Annotated in this window: 11 protein-coding genes; 1 reads left to right on the forward strand and 10 read right to left on the reverse strand. The window is 31.1% G+C overall.

The annotated features are described in order from the left end of the window. Positions 1–25: 25 nt before the first annotated feature. Both T483_RS0102580 and T483_RS0102585 read right to left on the reverse strand, forming a co-directional pair. On the reverse strand, positions 26–1,258 hold the full coding sequence (locus T483_RS0102580) for an ammonium transporter (RefSeq protein ID WP_026885420.1): 1,233 nt from the start codon (positions 1,256–1,258) through the stop codon (positions 26–28). A gap of 428 nt (positions 1,259–1,686) precedes the next feature. Next, the gene (locus tag T483_RS0102585) at positions 1,687–2,553 is read right to left on the reverse strand and encodes a DUF4261 domain-containing protein (RefSeq protein ID WP_026885421.1); all 867 of its coding nucleotides are present in this window, start codon (positions 2,551–2,553) and stop codon (positions 1,687–1,689) included. Between the two features lie 301 nt (positions 2,554–2,854). On the opposite strand from T483_RS0102585, the gene T483_RS0102590 reads away from it, so the two are divergent. After that, entirely contained in the window at positions 2,855–3,745 is an 891-nt protein-coding gene (locus tag T483_RS0102590) for an SDR family oxidoreductase (RefSeq protein WP_026885422.1), read from the forward strand. Between the two features lie 313 nt (positions 3,746–4,058). Here the strand turns inward: T483_RS0102590 and T483_RS0102595 are convergent, their stop codons facing one another. The 8 genes from T483_RS0102595 to T483_RS0102630 form a co-directional block, all read right to left on the reverse strand. Continuing rightward, positions 4,059–6,902: a VWA domain-containing protein gene (locus tag T483_RS0102595; protein ID WP_026885423.1), complete on the reverse strand. Its 2,844-nt coding sequence runs from the start codon at positions 6,900–6,902 to the stop codon at positions 4,059–4,061. Between the two features lie 9 nt (positions 6,903–6,911). Next, the gene (locus T483_RS0102600) at positions 6,912–8,684 is read right to left on the reverse strand and encodes a vWA domain-containing protein (RefSeq protein ID WP_026885424.1); all 1,773 of its coding nucleotides are present in this window, start codon (positions 8,682–8,684) and stop codon (positions 6,912–6,914) included. A 24-nt stretch (positions 8,685–8,708) separates the two neighbouring features. Beyond that, the gene (locus tag T483_RS0102605; protein ID WP_026885425.1) at positions 8,709–9,593 is read right to left on the reverse strand and encodes a DUF58 domain-containing protein; all 885 of its coding nucleotides are present in this window, start codon (positions 9,591–9,593) and stop codon (positions 8,709–8,711) included. Positions 9,594–9,698: 105 nt separating this feature from the next. After that, positions 9,699–10,682: an AAA family ATPase gene (locus tag T483_RS0102610; RefSeq protein WP_026885426.1), complete on the reverse strand. Its 984-nt coding sequence runs from the start codon at positions 10,680–10,682 to the stop codon at positions 9,699–9,701. A gap of 118 nt (positions 10,683–10,800) precedes the next feature. Beyond that, positions 10,801–12,348 carry a hypothetical protein gene (locus T483_RS0102615; protein WP_026885427.1) on the reverse strand — a complete coding sequence of 516 codons (1,548 nt, stop codon included), beginning with the start codon at positions 12,346–12,348 and terminating at the stop codon, positions 10,801–10,803. Between the two features lie 45 nt (positions 12,349–12,393). After that, positions 12,394–13,302: an ABC transporter permease gene (locus T483_RS0102620; protein ID WP_026885428.1), complete on the reverse strand. Its 909-nt coding sequence runs from the start codon at positions 13,300–13,302 to the stop codon at positions 12,394–12,396. A gap of 4 nt (positions 13,303–13,306) precedes the next feature. After that, positions 13,307–14,242 (reverse strand): ABC transporter ATP-binding protein, encoded by a 936-nt coding sequence (locus T483_RS0102625; protein ID WP_026885429.1) that lies wholly within the window; start codon positions 14,240–14,242, stop codon positions 13,307–13,309. Continuing rightward, positions 14,242–16,611 (reverse strand): hypothetical protein, encoded by a 2,370-nt coding sequence (locus T483_RS0102630; protein ID WP_026885430.1) that lies wholly within the window; start codon positions 16,609–16,611, stop codon positions 14,242–14,244. Before T483_RS0102630 ends, T483_RS0102625 begins: the two co-directional genes overlap by 1 nt. Positions 16,612–16,813: the final 202 nt, after the last annotated feature.

Genomic DNA, 16,813 nt, shown 5'->3' on the forward strand with positions numbered 1-16,813 from the left:
TCGTATATTCTTTATTTTAATGCTTCTACATATTTAATCCTGAATAAGCTTCTTCTCCATGTAAAGAAATATCTAGCCCCTCTGCTTCTTGTTCCGAAGTAGCTCTTAGATCCATTACTAAATTCATGACCTTAAGTATTACAAATGTCACAACTGCTGCATATAAGGCAGTTGCACAAGTCGAAATTAAATGAGCTTTCAAAAGTGCAAAGTTACCATATATTAAACCATCAGCACCTGCTGGATTAATTGCCTTTGATGCAAAGATAGCTGTAGCTATTGATCCCCATATTCCTGCTACTCCATGACAGCCAAAAGCATCTAACGCATCATCATATCCTAATTTTCTCTTTAATATCGCTATCGCAAAAAAGCTTAATGCTCCGCCGACTGCTCCAATAAGTACAGCTGATATAGGGCTCACAAATCCTGCCCCCTGAGTTATTGCAACTAACCCAGCTATAGCTCCACTTACTGTTCCTAATGCTGTAGGTTTTTTATAAAGTAACCATTCACAAAATACCCATGCAACTGCTCCCGCAGCAGCTGAAGTATTAGTTGTAAAGAATGCATTTACAGCTACATAATTCATTGCAAGGGCACTTCCTGCATTGAACCCAAACCATCCAAACCATAAGAGTCCTCCACCCAATATTGCCATAGGTATATGGTGTGGTTCAGGAATTGCTCTCTTTCTTTTACCAACAACAATTGCTGCAACAAGTCCAGAAACACCAGAATTTATTTCTACTGGATTTCCTCCAGCAAAATCAAGAACACCTAAGTTCTTTAACCATCCATTAGCTCCCCACACCCAATGAGAAATAGGATCATAAACAAATGTACTCCACAAAATAATCAATATTATAAACGCTGGGAAATTCATACGTTCAGCAACAGACCCTGAGATTACAGCTGCAGTAATCGCAGAAAACATTAACTGAAATACTACAAATTCTAAATGTGGTATTGTGCCCGCATAATCCGCATTAGGCGCCATTCCTATACCTTTTAGAAAGCTCCAATCTAAACCTCCTATTACCCCTTTTACATCTGGACCAAAAGCTAGAGTATAGCCTATAAAAATCCATTGTAAAGATATAATAACAAGAGCTGCATAACTATGTACTGTAATACTTAATACATTTTTGCTTTTAACCATACCTCCATAAAACAAAGCTAACCCTGGCACCATTAACATTACTAACGCTGCACTAATAATTACAAATCCCATATCTGCGCCGTTTAATAATTCCATTTTCTATTCCCCCTTGAACAAAGTTAATTAAATTTTGAGTACAATTGCTTATTCTAAGTTGTTAAAAAATAAAAAAGACGCTTCCACTCCAAACAAGGTATACCCATACTGAATATATCCTTTTTTGAAATGAAAACGCCATTGTTTTCTACATATTTCTTTAAATTTTTAAATTACTTTTATTAGTTTACTATCCCATGTTTTATATGTCAATATAAAATGATAATTTATTATTAATTATTTTTCAATATGAATTATTTTTTTCATTATACATATGGGCCAGATAAAATAACAAAATCTCAGGCGACTGTGAGCCAAAGATTTTTAAGCGTCTGCCTTTTTAAACGTATGTAAAAAAACTCTCTTGTTTTTGCATAAAATCAAGAGAGTTCTAATTAAAAATAGAATTCTTATATACATATTACTAATTAATTTCTATATCCACATGAAAAATCTTCTCCAGGATTTATATCTAATACAACTCGTTCGGGTTCCACAAGTGCAACTTCATGTCGACATTTCCACTTACTATTTTCCGTAATTCCTTCTATAGTCTCTATTTCTTCAAGAACATCGCTATTTTCAAAAATATAATATCCATAAGAATATAAAATATTAGATATTTTGTCTGGATCTAAATTTTTAAAATGACATTGTAAATCACATAAACCTACTGCTGATAATCCTAATGTATCCATTACATACTCATTCGCATTATTTTCAATGTTAAATAATCTTACATTTAATATACCAAGTAAAACATCATAATCATCATTTAGAGGATTATTTTTTAGATACTCTTCCCTGCTTATTACTTGTTCAGTAATATCAAAATGAATGCCTTCACATTGAATTAGTTCAACTATAGAATAAAGCGTTTTTTGAAAAAGTCCTATTCTTTCAGTATAATTTAATCCTATGGCCATTATATCTGTAACCAAAACTCTAACCTTACATTTTTCAAATTCTTCTTTATTTGCATAGTTAAATGATTGTCCTAATGATTTTCTCAATTTATTAATTTCAGGCTTTTCTTCAATGATACTAATAACAATTCCAACAGGAGCATTTACATTTTTATATTCTAACATATAGTCCATAAATGCAAACGAAATATTGTTATCTCTATTAGATGTAACTTTAACATTTTTAAAATATTTTTGTATATTTTTTAGTAACTCATTTTCCAAAATAACAGGCTTTTCTTTCATCAAAAGTTCAACACTATATATTTCCGAAAAAGCATCAGCTACATTTTCTAATTTTCCATTTTTACTTACTTCATATCTTTTCATTTTATACCAACCTTCTTTCTTATTTTTTAATTTTAATTAAAATAAATTCTTTATTCTTTGCTCCAAATAAAAAAGCTGCCTCAAAACATAATTAATTTTGAGACAGCTTTGTCTATGTAAATATTTATTTATTATAACATAATATATCTAAATTTAATATATATTCATTTAAACTGTATACATTTTTATAATTATTTTTACCTCTTTCATTTTTCATTTAATTTGCAGATTAATTCATTCACAAATAGTTTAATAAATCCATAATATTATTAATAGTATAGAGATATTCAAGGAGAAAGCTATGCCCTTAAAATGCAAAAACCATATAAACTTTGACAAATTACCCAAAAACTTTCCTCCACAACATCAGGATTGTCAGCCTGGAATTGAATCACTTATGGATCCACCTCCTATATTTGATAATCCTGATTATAAAGGGAGTGACAAATTAAAAGATAAAGTGGCACTAATTACTGGTGGTGATAGTGGAATTGGCAGAGCCGTTGCCGTTGCTTTTGCTAAAGAAGGAGCTGATGTAGTAATTTCATATTTATATGAACACCAAGATGCAATAAAAACCAAGGAATATGTTGAAAAATACGGCAGACGTTGTTTTCTCATGCCTGGTGATATTGCCTACAAAGATTTCTGTACAAAACTAGTTGAATGTACAATTGAAAAGCTAGGAAAGATTGATATTCTAATAAACAATGCTGGTGTTCAATTTCCTCAAGATAGCATAGAAGAAATATCATCTTCCCAATTAAAAACAACATATTCAATTAATATATTTCCAATGTTTTATCTAACCCAAGCAGCATTACCACACATGAAGCGAGGAAGTGCAATTGTAAATACTGCCTCCGTCACAGCCTACCAAGGCCACAAAACCTTGATTGATTATTCTTCAACCAAAGGCGCAATCGTAACCTTCACTCGTTCTCTTTCCCAATCCGTAGTGACTAAAGGAATTAGAGTTAATGCCGTAGCTCCAGGCCCCATTTGGACGCCACTTATAGTATCAAGCTTTTCTGCTGAAGAAGTTGCTAAATTTGGATCTGACGTTCCTATGAAAAGAGCTGGCCAACCTTTCGAATTGGCTCCAGCATATGTATATCTTGCATCTAATGACTCCTCCTATGTTACTGGACAAGTACTTCATGTAAATGGTGGAACTATGGTAAGCAGCTAAAATATATGTTCAGCTTAAACTTATGCTTATAACTCACCGAAAGAATGGGTACTCTGTTGTTTCGGTTTCTAGAGAACTGTGATGGTAATGATTCTTAAGTGAAATTCAAAATCTATGATTTGGTAAATTGAACTTACTCAGTGAACGTAGTGAGTCAAGTTTCCTTTAAAATTCCACAATGCTTGTTCAACACATGTCGTTGAGGCAAGCATTGTGGGTACAATTTCTAGTCTTAGAATCATCCATCAAAATTCCTAAAAACCGAAACACAATATGTTACTTATTCCGGTATGCTACACGTTATTTATCTATACTATTCTTCCCGTTGCTTTTTATTTTTTAGCAATGCAGACGTATCTAATCTTTGGCCTTTATCTCTATTTCTGTTGCCTTCTTTAGTTTTCTTTCTTAGCTTTTCCACTTTCATATCTTTTTCTTTATTCACACTTGTGCTTTCTTTTCCCTTTAGCTTGCTTGCATGTTCAGGATTATTAGCAAATTTATCATTTTTATTATCCAAAGTAGAATTTTTCCTTTTCTCTGAATAATGATTCTTATCTAAATTCTTCCGACCTTTAAGCGCAGTTAATTTAGCTATAAAACTTTTGAAATACTTATCAAAACTTAAGTTCAGTCTTCTATATGCTATATCAAAAAGGAATAAGAATATAGCAATAACCAAAGCTGGGATTGTTAGGTTTACAGGTTTGTATGCGCTTTTAATATCTCCTGCAAATGCTTCTTTAGGTTTATTAATAAAGCTTCCTTTTACTTCACTTACCAATGTATCTATTTTATTCTTATTCTTATTGAATTTATATTCATCAGAATACTGAAATGAGAATGCTCCATTATAATTATTTAATACTTCTCCATTATTATCTTCTCTTATATTGAAAGTATAGAATCCTAAATCATTCAGCTTAACTCTTCCAACAAATTTTCCCGGTTCTTCCTGACTTAATTCTAATTCGCCATTTTCTCCGCTTTCACTATTGTATACGGCTTTAATTTTAGACCCATCTTTAACTGAATCACTGTAAAACTCTACAACAGCTTCGCTGCCACTTTGAGTTATAGACACTTTTCCGTCATCACTAAGATCCGGAATTGTCCAATAAATAGCATTTTTTATTAGCTGCGCTCCTTTATTCCAAGTTAAGAAATTACCACTCCACTCTCCATTAATATCAGATGTCCAGCTTACAGTTTTGCCTAGCCCATACTGATTAACTGCAAGTATTGGTTCGTCATGATTGGATGATAAAATTTCTATAGCTTTATCTTTAATGGATGTACCAACATATCCAAGTAATGTAGGCAATGAATTCTCTACCATCACCCCATTTAAAATTTCATGATTACCTACTATTTTAGGTGTAAATTCTTCATTGATAATATAAGTACCAGCAGATAAGAGTACTTCCTTTGCAAAAATTCTAGGTATATCAGTGTATTTATCAGTATGATAAGTTCTTCCCTTTCCCATCTCCGCTAATTGTTCTAAAAGCTTGCTATCTGCATCTTCGCCTACTGAAACTGTAGATAATGTTATACCGGCCTTATCTATATCTCCAAGTAGATCACTATAATTACCCACTCCAAAATTATCTTGTCCATCTGTCAAAAGAATAATATGTTTAATCTTAGCAGTGCTTTCAGATTGATTCTTATAAGCCTCTTCCAACGCTGGGTAAATAGATGTACCTCCACCTTCTCCAATTCCTGCAATCATTCCTTTAATTTGTTCCCTATCTGCTGCCTTCTGCCTTTCAACTACTTCTTGGTATTTATCATCAAAAGCAATAACATTGATTTCATCCGTAGCTCTTAAATTATCTAAGGATCTCATTGCAGCTTCCTTAGCTAATGTAAGTTTACTAACGCTGCCATCGCCACCAGACATACTTCCGGACTTATCTATCACTAAACTTATACTTATTTGAGGAACCTCATTTTTACCTTTCTTATCCATGTTTACTGGAAGGATTTTTTCTAAAGAGGTATCTTTGTAGCCTCCTAATGCATAAGAATTTTTCCCTCCAAAAGTAACTACTCCTCCGCCATAATCTTTAACATAAGTCTCTATATTATCCATGAAACCTTTGTTTAAATCATCTACGTGAACATCTGACAGCACTATAGTTTTATATTCTAAAAGCTCATTTAATGTCCTTGGTGCCCCTGCTGGTAATACTACATTAAATTCACTGTTAGCTGCTTTTAAGGTTTCAATAACTCCAGAACTTTCACCTTGACTGCCTTCAATAACTAAAATCTTAGGTTTTGAAATGACATTGGTAAAACAACTATACTCATTATTAGTTTTATTACTATCCTTCTCTGGTTCAATTAAAACCCTATAGGATTTAAAACCTCCTGTAGTTTGAACATCCTTAAATACAAAGGTATTGCTGCCTTTTTCTAACTTGACTTCTTGTTCACCTTTTTTATCTCTTCCTGAGAATAAAGATAGTTTTGCTTTAGTTTGAACATTTGATTGAATTTTCGTAATTACTGAAAATTCTTCTCCAATAGAAATGTTATCTGGAACTTTAACCTCTTCTACATATGCTTCATCGCCAATAGCATTATCAACTTTATATACTTTTACATCGATATTTTCCTTATTGATTATAGGAATGCTTTTTAATAAATCTCCTTGGTTCTCTTCTCCATCTGTAATAAGTACGATTCTCTTAGCAGAACCTTTATCGAATAATCCAATTGAACTATTGACAGCATCCTCAATATTGGTAGAATTGACTATAGGCGCAGCTTTAATTTCCTTATATTCTTTACTATTATCCATGAACTTATCTACTGATGCATTATCTCCAAAGACGATTACTCCTGCTTTATTATTCTTAGGTATTTCTTTTAAGGCATTATCAATAAACTTAATTCCCTCACCTCTAAAATTGCTCATGCTATCTGAAACATCTAGTAAAAAAACTGTGCAAGTATTCCTTCCTTTTAGATTCAAAGTAATATCAGAAATTCCTACAACTATAAGCATTAAGATCATTATTCTGCTAATTAATATTAACTTGTCCTTTCTTACTATACCTTTAAGCTTTTTTAGAGTTAAATACATAAATACTAAAATTATTGGTATCAATAGTAATGCATATATCCTTGTTATTTCTATACCCATAATCTCCCCCTAATTACCTTTTAAGTATAATATCCACTCAGTTAACAATCCTATTAATGCTAACATCAATAATACTGGAATTAAACTTAAACCTTTCCTTAAAATCTTAGTTTGATCCTTCAAATTATTAACTTCCCCAATATTTTCTTGCGATAAATTACTTTCCTCACTTGCTGGGAAATTTATAGAAAATAATGCTTCCTTGCTATCACCCTGTTCAAAAGTTTCTTTGACTTTATATAGTCCAAGGTCAGAAATGCTACTATATCTTGTTCCTTGTGCAATATCCTCGTAATTTTTACCTGGAGCCTTAACTTGAATTTTATCACTCAAAGGAGTTCCTTTAATTAAAATTTCCTCTCCCGCTTTAAAATTATTTTTATATAAACTCCCAGATTCAATTAATTTTTCTTCTAATTCATGTATTAAAAGTGGAAATTCTTTTTTTAGTGCAAAATCACTATTATGAATATCAAAGCCTAAAGCGCCAATCTTTCTTCCATTTGCCTCTCCCCAAAAACCAATTGTCTCTTCATTTATCTTTAAAATTGCTTTTCCAAAGTATGGCATATCTATTTTCTTATAGTTAGAAAGGGTAACCTCAAGACCTTTTGTATACTTTGATAGTTCTTCTGAAACTCCTGTAGCTCGTCCAACTTCTTCTCTATTTTCTACCTTGAAAAATTCATTTGATACAGGATTTATAAATAATATACTTCCACTTTTCGGCATAACTTTTGGCATAACATTATCAAAAACATATAAATCATAAGAATCTTCCGTTATGTTATTTACATCATTTGTTTTATATAATTCAACATTATCTATAGTGTTAAAGCTTTTCTCAAGGAAAACATTCTGATCTGTTACTAATAATATTTTCTTTCCTTTATCATTGCTAATTACGTCATAGTAAGTATTATCTTTAGCTATTAAGTCTTTCTTTGATAATTCTCCCTTTAAGTAACTTCCTTCTAAATTCTGAAGTTCATAATTTAATGTTTTACTTTCACCTTTAGATAACTCTAAAGAGTCTACCTTTAATAAATTATCTCCATCATATAAGGAAAAATCACCACTATAATCACTATTCCCTGTGTTTGAGATTGTCGCTATAACCTTTATCTTATTATCTATAAATTTATGAGATAAGTTTGTTATAGCTGCATTTTCCCCACTATTAGCTAAGGTAATTACTTTACCATTTATATCCCCTAAATCAATATTCTTATCAGTTACTACTATAACTTCATAATCTTCTAACTGTTCTCCTAGAGACCTTATATATGATAGAGAATTGCTTATATCACCACTTCCATAAGTTTGGACAGCTTCATCTATATTACTCTTACCCTCTAAATTAGTCGTTCCGTTAAAAGCTAATATATAGTTATTTGTATCTTCCTTTATTGACTTAATATAATCACGAACTATCTCTTTTCCCTTATCAAGTCTAGTTTTCTCCCCATCGTATAAGGTGCTCATGCTTGCTGTAGTATCCACTACCACTATTAAATTCTTGTAAGTTTTGCCGCCAAACTTTAAAAATGGATTCATTAAGGCAAAAATTACTAACAAGACTATTAAAATTTGAAGTATCATCATTATATTCATTCTTAGTTTTTCCCATGGAGTGTTTGCTTGTGTGTTTTTATAAGCCTCTTTCCATAGCAGTGAAGATGATACTTCAACTTCTTTATATTTCTTTTTTAATATGTAAAGTACGATTATTAAAGGAATCGTTACTAACAACGCTAGTGGCCAAAGACTCCCTATCCCCATCCTCTATTCCTCCTTTTACGTTTTCTAATAAATCACTCTCTTCTTGCCAAAATCATTTAAAATTATTTCTTCCAAGCTTTTATTAGTATTTACTGTTATTAAGGTTCCTCCATATTTAACAGCTAAATCTCCCAGTTTATTATTAAAATCTTTTAAAGCTTTTTTATATGCTTCAATTAACTTATAGTTAAGATTTAATTTTATTTTTTCTATTGTCTCACAGTCAATTAGAGTAACCTCATCTTCAAGGGATGGATTCTCCTCTTCCTCTGCTAATATTTGAACCAGAACAATTTGTTGTTTTTTATAGGCTAAGTACTTTAATCCTTGTTCTATGGAATCCAGCCCCTCATTATTAAAAAAATCTGAGACAATAATACTTACTCCCTTATTATTTATTTTTCTTTTAGTAATAGCTTCAGAAAGCTTTGTAGCTCCACCAAATTCTACTGACTCAAGCTCCTTTAAAATCATTTGGAAGCCTTTCTTTCCTGTTCCTCCACGTAAAAGAGAAAGAGCTGCATCCTCTGCTACATTTATATAAACTCTATCTAAATTATTTAATGCAATATAACTTAAAGCTCCTATAATCTGAAGGGCTTTAATCTTTTTGCTATTTTTCCCATAGTCCATTGACTTGCTTTTATCTAAAAAGAAATTAAAAATACCTTCTCTTTCTTCCATAAAAACCTTAATAAATAATTTATCTAACCTTCCATAGGCATTCCAATCTACTCTTCTAAAATCATCTCCTGGCGCATATTCTCTAAAGTCTGAAAACTCCACTGATACTCCTTTTGCTTTAGACTTTCTTCCACCTTGGGCTCCTTTAGACAATCTCATACTTACATTTAAATTTATCTTATTTAACTTTGTAAAAAAGTCCTCATTAAAAATTCTCTCTTCCATTTTCGCACAACCTTTAATTATTAATTAATTGGAACTATACATTTATCTTAGGCACAGAAAATAGCCAAGTATATTGGTCTCTTATTTTTTGATTGTGCCCTATATCTATATAATTTTTAAATCCTCAAGAATTTTTTCTATTATAAATTCTTCAGTTATTCCTTCTGTAATTGCTTCAAAATTCAAAATAATTCTATGTCTTAGTATTGGATATGCAATAACTTTAATATCATCAAAAGAAACATTAAGCCTGCCTTCCATTATTGCTCTAACCTTTGATCCGCTAAATAATCCTTGAGCGGCTCTTGGGCTTGCCCCTGCCTCAACATGTTTTTTTACTAACGGATGTCCCTCTTCCATTTCTGGGTGAGTTGCAAGTATTATTTTCAAGGCATACTCTTTTACCGAAGCTGCCATAGGTATCTCTGAAATTATCTTTCTAATTTCAAGAATTTCATCGTCTCCTAAAATAGCTTCAATTGAAACAGTCTCATTAGATAAAGTTAAGTCCATTATTTTCATTAATTCATTCAGCTTCGGAAATTCTACTTTAACCTTAAATTGAAATCTATCAAGTTGTGCTTCCGGCAAGGGATATGTTCCTTCCTGCTCAATTGGATTTTGAGTTGCTAAAACCATAAATGGCTTAGGCAGTTCATAAGTTGTTTTACCTACTGTCACGCACTTTTCTCCCATTGCTTCTAGTAAAGCAGATTGTGTTTTAGGTGTAGCTCTGTTAATTTCATCTGCAAGTAGTAAATTTGTAAAAACAGGACCCTTCTCAAATTGAAACTTAGTTGAGTCATTTTCTTTTATAATAAGGTTTGTTCCAACCACATCTGCTGGCATTAAGTCTGGTGTGAATTGAATTCTAGAAAAGTTAAGATTTAAAACTTTCCCTATTGTCTTAACAAGTTGTGTCTTTCCGAGTCCTGGCATACCTTCTAATAAAACATTTCCTCCTGAGAAAATGGCAATTAAAACACTCTTAACTATATCCTCTTGTCCTATAATCCCTTTTGCAATCTCACTCTTGCACATTTCTAATTTATCAGCCACATCTTTTATTAATTCTTCATTTATATTCATAAGTTATTTTCAGCAAGAATCTAGACATAAGATAAAATGATTGTGCCTTATGTTTTTTAATTCTTGCCGAAATTCACCACCCTTCCTAATCAAATTCAAAATATTTTCTAACGCATCTCTACTTAATATTGTTGAAATATTCCTTAACTACATCTTGTAGGTTTTCTGGCAATGATGAGCTATTCATAGAATTTATTTCCTCTTTACTGTAATCACCTATTATGCTATTGTAGTCTTTCTTTTCTCCACCAATATTTAATCCACTCTGAGTTTCTATACTTTGAGATGTACCGCTGTTATTTTTGTTTCCTTTTAAGTTAGCATCACTTCCAACTTCTCTTCCTGGAATAAACACCTGCTCTCCGCTTCTAGGACTAGATGTATTTTCTTTTCCGTTTTTGCTTCCAGTATTCCAGCCTCCACCATTACCTGCTCCAGATCCGCTTCCACTGCCACTTCCGCCTGTTCCTGAACCGCTGCCATTTCCTGCTCCTGAACCTGAACCGCTTCCATTACCTGAGTTTGATCCACTTCCTTTTGCAGCATTATTTCCACCATTTGAATTATTATTTAATGATGCCAAAGCATCTGCAAGTTCTGATGCATCAATTTCCCCATCTAGTACATTATCTGATGCTTTCTGTAGCAACTCTTTTAACTCTTCATCACTTAAATTTGCTGCAGCCTTGGCTAATGAGTTTGAAAGTTCGCTCTTATCTTTATCACTTAATTTTTCTAAAGATTTATTTAACTCCTTCAATTTATCTTCTAACGCCTGCTTGTCTCCATTTTTCATGGTATCCATAATTTCTTTACCTAATTTGTTATTACTTAAACTATTATTAATTTCATTTAAGTTTTTCAAAGCTTCACGTTTCTTTTCATTTTTTTGTTGTTCTGTTAGATTCTTTTTTAGTTCTTCAACTAATTCTTTTCCCTTTTCTGACTCTGCTTTTTCTTTTTGTGAGTCAAATTTTTTTTCTAATCTATCCATTAATTTATCTGTGTCTTCTTGTTTCTTTGTCTCTTTTAATTCTTTTTTAGCTTCCTCTAATATCTTTTTTAATTCTTCCTTTTCTTCATTAGATAACTTATCTTCTTTTTGGATTTTCTTTTCTTCCTTATCTATTTTTTTTGAAATTTCACTCTTAATTTCATTAAATTTTCTTAGATTTTCAGCTTCTTTCTTAGCACTTGTGGGAACTATAATAATTCCAAAGCACACAACAGCTAGTGCTAAAATTTTATATAATTCTTTTCTATCCACACTTATTGGTAAATTCTTTTTCAAATCATATGCTTGTATAAATTTTATTGTATCCTCTTTTTGAGCTGTTGCTATTTCACTATTATCTCCTATTAACTCTAAAGCCGTAGTTACTCTTTCATCCAATCCCTTTGAATCTGCAATTAATGCTACTTTCTTATTATCAGGTGCTTTCATTATTCCGAAAGCACAACTGATTATTAGGGCTGCCGATATAACTAAACCACTTGCTTTATAGCAATTTTCAAAAGGTATAACTAAAGCTACCATTAAGATAATTGCTACTAAAACTAATGAGGCCTGAAGCCCCATTAGTACTTTGTTTATAATAAAATTTAGTCTTATTCTTCGTCCAGATTTTTTTATGAACTCTAATATCTTTTTATCTAAAATATCCATAAGTTCTCCTTTTTAGCCTTAAGCATTTCGCTGTAAATAATATAGTTACTTATCCTCATACCCTGCTGCTTGACTATTCAAATATTGTTTATCTTTTCTTTTAAATCTAATTCCTTTGTTTAATGGATTTAGCTTGTACGCTGCTCCTAGGATTAACATTACGCTTAATATTATCTGTATTACTATAGATATAATAGCCCCGTTTTCAAATATATCTGGACTCATACCCATCCTAAAAAATTCAAAAGCTTCTAAATTTCCAAATTGATTAATAAGTAAACTTATAAAACCAATTGTAGGACTTAGGTACGAGAAAATAGGAAGCTTTATATTTTGTATATTAGTGCTTCTGCTAATGCTAAAAAATATGCTTATATATGTTAGTATTATTATCCCTACAAAAATGAATAGCACTACCCCATAAGCTACTGCCGTTGCTGCCTTGGATGTCTTTATACATGTAGATATAAATACACCTACTGAACCAACAAAAACTGTTGTTACTATAAAGAAAAGGCTTAGCTCTATTATGTTTCCTAAATCTACTCCTCCAATTAAGAAAGTAATTGAATATATGGGCATAGTACAGATTATTAAAATTATAACCCTGCTTATGGATGCTAATAGCTTTCCAATTATTATAGATAATGTACTCATTTTAGTTGATAAAAGCACTTCTAATGTCTGCTTTTCTCTTTCTGCACAAATAGCTGTAGATGTTAATGATGGTACAATAAACATCAGTAAAATTGCCTGAATTACTGACATTCCAATGTAAAAATATACTGTAGTTTCTAGGTTTATCCCTCTAAAATATGCTTCTTCAATATTAACATTAAATATAAAAAGCGCTCCTGCACTTAGTACAGCTATATAGAAAAATATCATTAAGGTAAATTTAAAGCTTCTTACAGCAAGTTTTGTTTCATTTTTTAAAACTGGATTAATTCTCAAAATTCTAATCCTCCTTTAGTTCACTTCTATCAGTTATCTTTATGAAAATATCTTCAAGACTGCTCATTTCTCTATTGAAAGAGATTATTGGAATATTATTAATAACTAAATTTTTAAGTAGGCCTACACATTCCTCATCATTTCCGCTAAAATTAACTGATATTCTGTTATCTTCAGCCTTTACTCTCCCAACACTTGGAATTTCCTTAAGCAGCTTAATGGCTTCTTGAGTCTTCTCTGTCACTGTAATAATTATTGGATGATTTCCGCTTACAGCGCTCATTATTTCCTCTACAGTCCCTTGACATACCATTTTCCCACTTTCTATAACCCCAATATTAGTGCATATCTCACCAAGTTCAGATAAAATATGTGAACTAACTAATATTGTCTTTCCCATATCTCTAAGGTTCTTTAATATATTCTTCATTTCAAATCTTGCTCTTGGGTCCATGCCGGATGCAGGCTCATCTAATATAATTAGCTGTGGATTATGAATTAGACATCTAGCAAGGCATAGTCTTTGCTTCATTCCTCTTGATAATCCATCAACATATGAATCATATTTATCTTGCAGATTAACTAATTCCAATAAATCCATTGATAAATCTCTAATTTCTTTACCTGTAATTCCATAAATTGAACCATAAAATTCTAAATACTCAGAAGCTTTTAAATTATCGTAAACTCCGAAGAAATCAGGCATATACCCTATTTTCTCTTTTAGCTTTTTATTATTTTTGATGGCATCCATTCCATCAACATATACCTCTCCGCTATCAGGAGATAAAAGCCCTGATACTATTTTCATAGTAGTACTTTTACCTGCTCCATTTGGTCCTATAAAACCAAATATCTCTCCCTGTTTTATCTCTAAATCCAATTTATTAAGGGCCTTAAATTTTCCATATGTTTTTTCTAACTCTCTAATTACCAGCATTATTTAGCCCTCCCCTTTACAGCAATCTGCGGAATTCCTATACCTTCCTCATCATTACCATGAAATTTTATTGATACCTTTCCATCCTTAACATATTTACCGATATTTCCTAAGCTTTCACCCTTGGCAGTATAATTAATCTTATCGTAATCATTTTTTTCATAATTATAAATATATATATCCCCTTTGAATTTTGCAGCCTTCTTATTTCCGATATATCCCACCTTAAGATCTAAGATATCTATGTTATTATCGATTGAATAATTAAGTATCATATCTCCACTTCCATAAACTTCATTTCGCGAAGTTTCCATATGAATACTCGAATCTGATTGAGTTATATCAGCTTGGAAATATCCTAAAGGATAATTTAAGTTTCCTTCGCTATCAGTAAAATCTATATCTACATCCTGAATTATGGCAGTAGTATCGTACTTCGATATTGATTTTTTTCCAAAATCAAATCCATAGTCTATCGGCATATCAGTGATTGCAACTAAAAATGTTGATTTATTTGAAATATTATTCTCTCCTATTGTTGATACTAATGATCTCATTCTAAGTACATTTTTATATTGCTCTTTAATATCTCCTTTGTTTTTGCCACGCACATAATTTTTAAAATAATCATCTTCTAAACTATCACCGTATCCTGCTAGCCCAACTGCAGAAAACTTATCCTCATCCACATTTAGCTTTTCATCTGCTTTTACTTCTCCTAAATCCCAAACATTATTAGATGAAACAACTAAAAGCTTTTTAATATCATATCCTAAAGTATTGTTAATACTTCCTTTTAGATTCTTAGAGTCATAATTTAAGTTTGCTTCAATTAATGGAACTATTTCTTTATGTCCCGAAATTCCAAACTTTTTCATATCTAATGCTGCCAAATCTTTAAAATCGTAATAGGAATCATTTTCTCTATATACAGTTTGGGTAGCTAATTTGGTAAAATTATTTTCCCCCTGATCTCTGTCAGAATAACGCTCATTGCTATAATTTTGAAGATTTGTCCCTGAAGGCTCTTGTACTTTTAATTGATTTTTATATTTAGAACTAATCCCTAAATAGCCTATAACATCGCTTGTCCCACTTTTGTCAGTTTGAATAATATTTACTTGATTTAATACAATATCATTAATTCTTGTATTACTTCCAATGAAATATAGGAATATTGAAAAACCTACTGCTATAATAGGGATGATTCCCCATAGCAGCTCTCTTTTATTTAGTTTTTTCATTACAAAATAAACTATTATTCCTACAGATAATGCATAAATCAGAAAAACTATTATTAGTTTTTTCATTTTAAAAATATCACCAATAGGTATATTACTGCTCAACTCTTCTATTTGATAAGGAACATAATTTCCATGTCTATGGGAATTTTTATATTTATTTAGAAAATCATCTCTAAGTAAGTGCTTCCATGTCTTCATGACATTGTCTTTAGGGGCAATATTTTGATTTCCTAAATCAAAGGTTGAAACATATATCTTACCTTTTCCTTTATCCATTTTATATATTAATGGATCTTCTCCCTCTTGCAATACAGTAGATGCATTTTTAAAACTTAAATTAGCTACAGTGTAATTATTTATATTTTTCATTCCATTATAGCTTGCATCTATAAATTCTTTATTTATATTTCCAACTGTTTTAGACGCATTTTCTCCACTTCCTATTACTAGTACTCCTCCATTATCAACCCATTCAGATAAATTTTCATATTGTTCCTTCTGTAAATTTGAAATATTGTAGTTATTAATTATAATTACATCTAATGAGGAAATATTCTTTGAATTACTCTTTAAATTCTCTATAGATAAAGGTACACTGTCAGCTTTATTTACTCTTTCATCTCCCTTATCCTTATTATTTGAGTCAGTAAAATCTAGATATCTTATACTAAGTCCATTAAAATCATCAGTTAATACTCCCATAAACATATCAGCTTCATTAAGCCTTCCGCTGCTTAGGATGACCGTGTTCTCTTTTAAAATATTTTCTCCTTGTTTAAGAACTACCGATATTTTCGAAGAATTTTCTGGCAAGTTAATAGGAATCGAAACTGTTCTTTTCTCCTTAGAAGCTAAATTTATTTCTGATACAAATGCATCGTATGTATTAGGCATATTAGTTGGAACTCTAACTTCCACTTCGCCATTTATGTCTTCTCCATTATTCTCTAATCTCACATTTATAGGTATTCCAATTGATCCTTTGAAATTTCCTTCAATACCATAAGTAACGTCCATCTTAACTAAGTCATTTTCTTCTGCTTTAGATACCGTTGGCATTATACTAATTAATGTGCAGATCATAACCAGTATCCCTAGCAATTTATTCAATATAAATTTTTTCATGAACTTCTCCCCTTACATTACATGATTAATAGCTTTTAATGTATTATCTATTCTTTGTTTTCAAATTTTCTTACTGCCACTAAACTTTCTCCTTTTAATCTCATATTTCTCCAAGTGTACTATTACTATTAGTACACTTAAATTTTAGGCTAAAATATATTAATTATCAATTTATATTTCCTTAATTTTTCCTTAACTTATA

Source organism: Clostridium beijerinckii HUN142 (genome assembly GCF_000621745.1).
In the GTDB taxonomy this organism is placed as follows: domain Bacteria; phylum Bacillota; class Clostridia; order Clostridiales; family Clostridiaceae; genus Clostridium; species Clostridium beijerinckii_A.

Excerpts from the sequence above, each read along its gene's own strand:
- T483_RS0102580 (WP_026885420.1), bottom strand. The coding sequence starts at position 1,258 with ATGGAATTATTAAACGGCGCAGATATGGGATTTGTAATTATTAGTGCA.
- T483_RS0102585 (WP_026885421.1), bottom strand. The coding sequence starts at position 2,553 with ATGAAAAGATATGAAGTAAGTAAAAATGGAAAATTAGAAAATGTAGCT.
- T483_RS0102590 (WP_026885422.1), top strand. The coding sequence starts at position 2,855 with ATGCCCTTAAAATGCAAAAACCATATAAACTTTGACAAATTACCCAAA.
- T483_RS0102595 (WP_026885423.1), bottom strand. The coding sequence starts at position 6,902 with ATGGGTATAGAAATAACAAGGATATATGCATTACTATTGATACCAATA.
- T483_RS0102600 (WP_026885424.1), bottom strand. The coding sequence starts at position 8,684 with ATGGGGATAGGGAGTCTTTGGCCACTAGCGTTGTTAGTAACGATTCCT.
- T483_RS0102605 (WP_026885425.1), bottom strand. The coding sequence starts at position 9,593 with ATGGAAGAGAGAATTTTTAATGAGGACTTTTTTACAAAGTTAAATAAG.
- T483_RS0102610 (WP_026885426.1), bottom strand. The coding sequence starts at position 10,682 with ATGAATATAAATGAAGAATTAATAAAAGATGTGGCTGATAAATTAGAA.
- T483_RS0102615 (WP_026885427.1), bottom strand. The coding sequence starts at position 12,348 with ATGGATATTTTAGATAAAAAGATATTAGAGTTCATAAAAAAATCTGGA.
- T483_RS0102625 (WP_026885429.1), bottom strand. The coding sequence starts at position 14,242 with ATGCTGGTAATTAGAGAGTTAGAAAAAACATATGGAAAATTTAAGGCC.
- T483_RS0102630 (WP_026885430.1), bottom strand. The coding sequence starts at position 16,611 with ATGAAAAAATTTATATTGAATAAATTGCTAGGGATACTGGTTATGATC.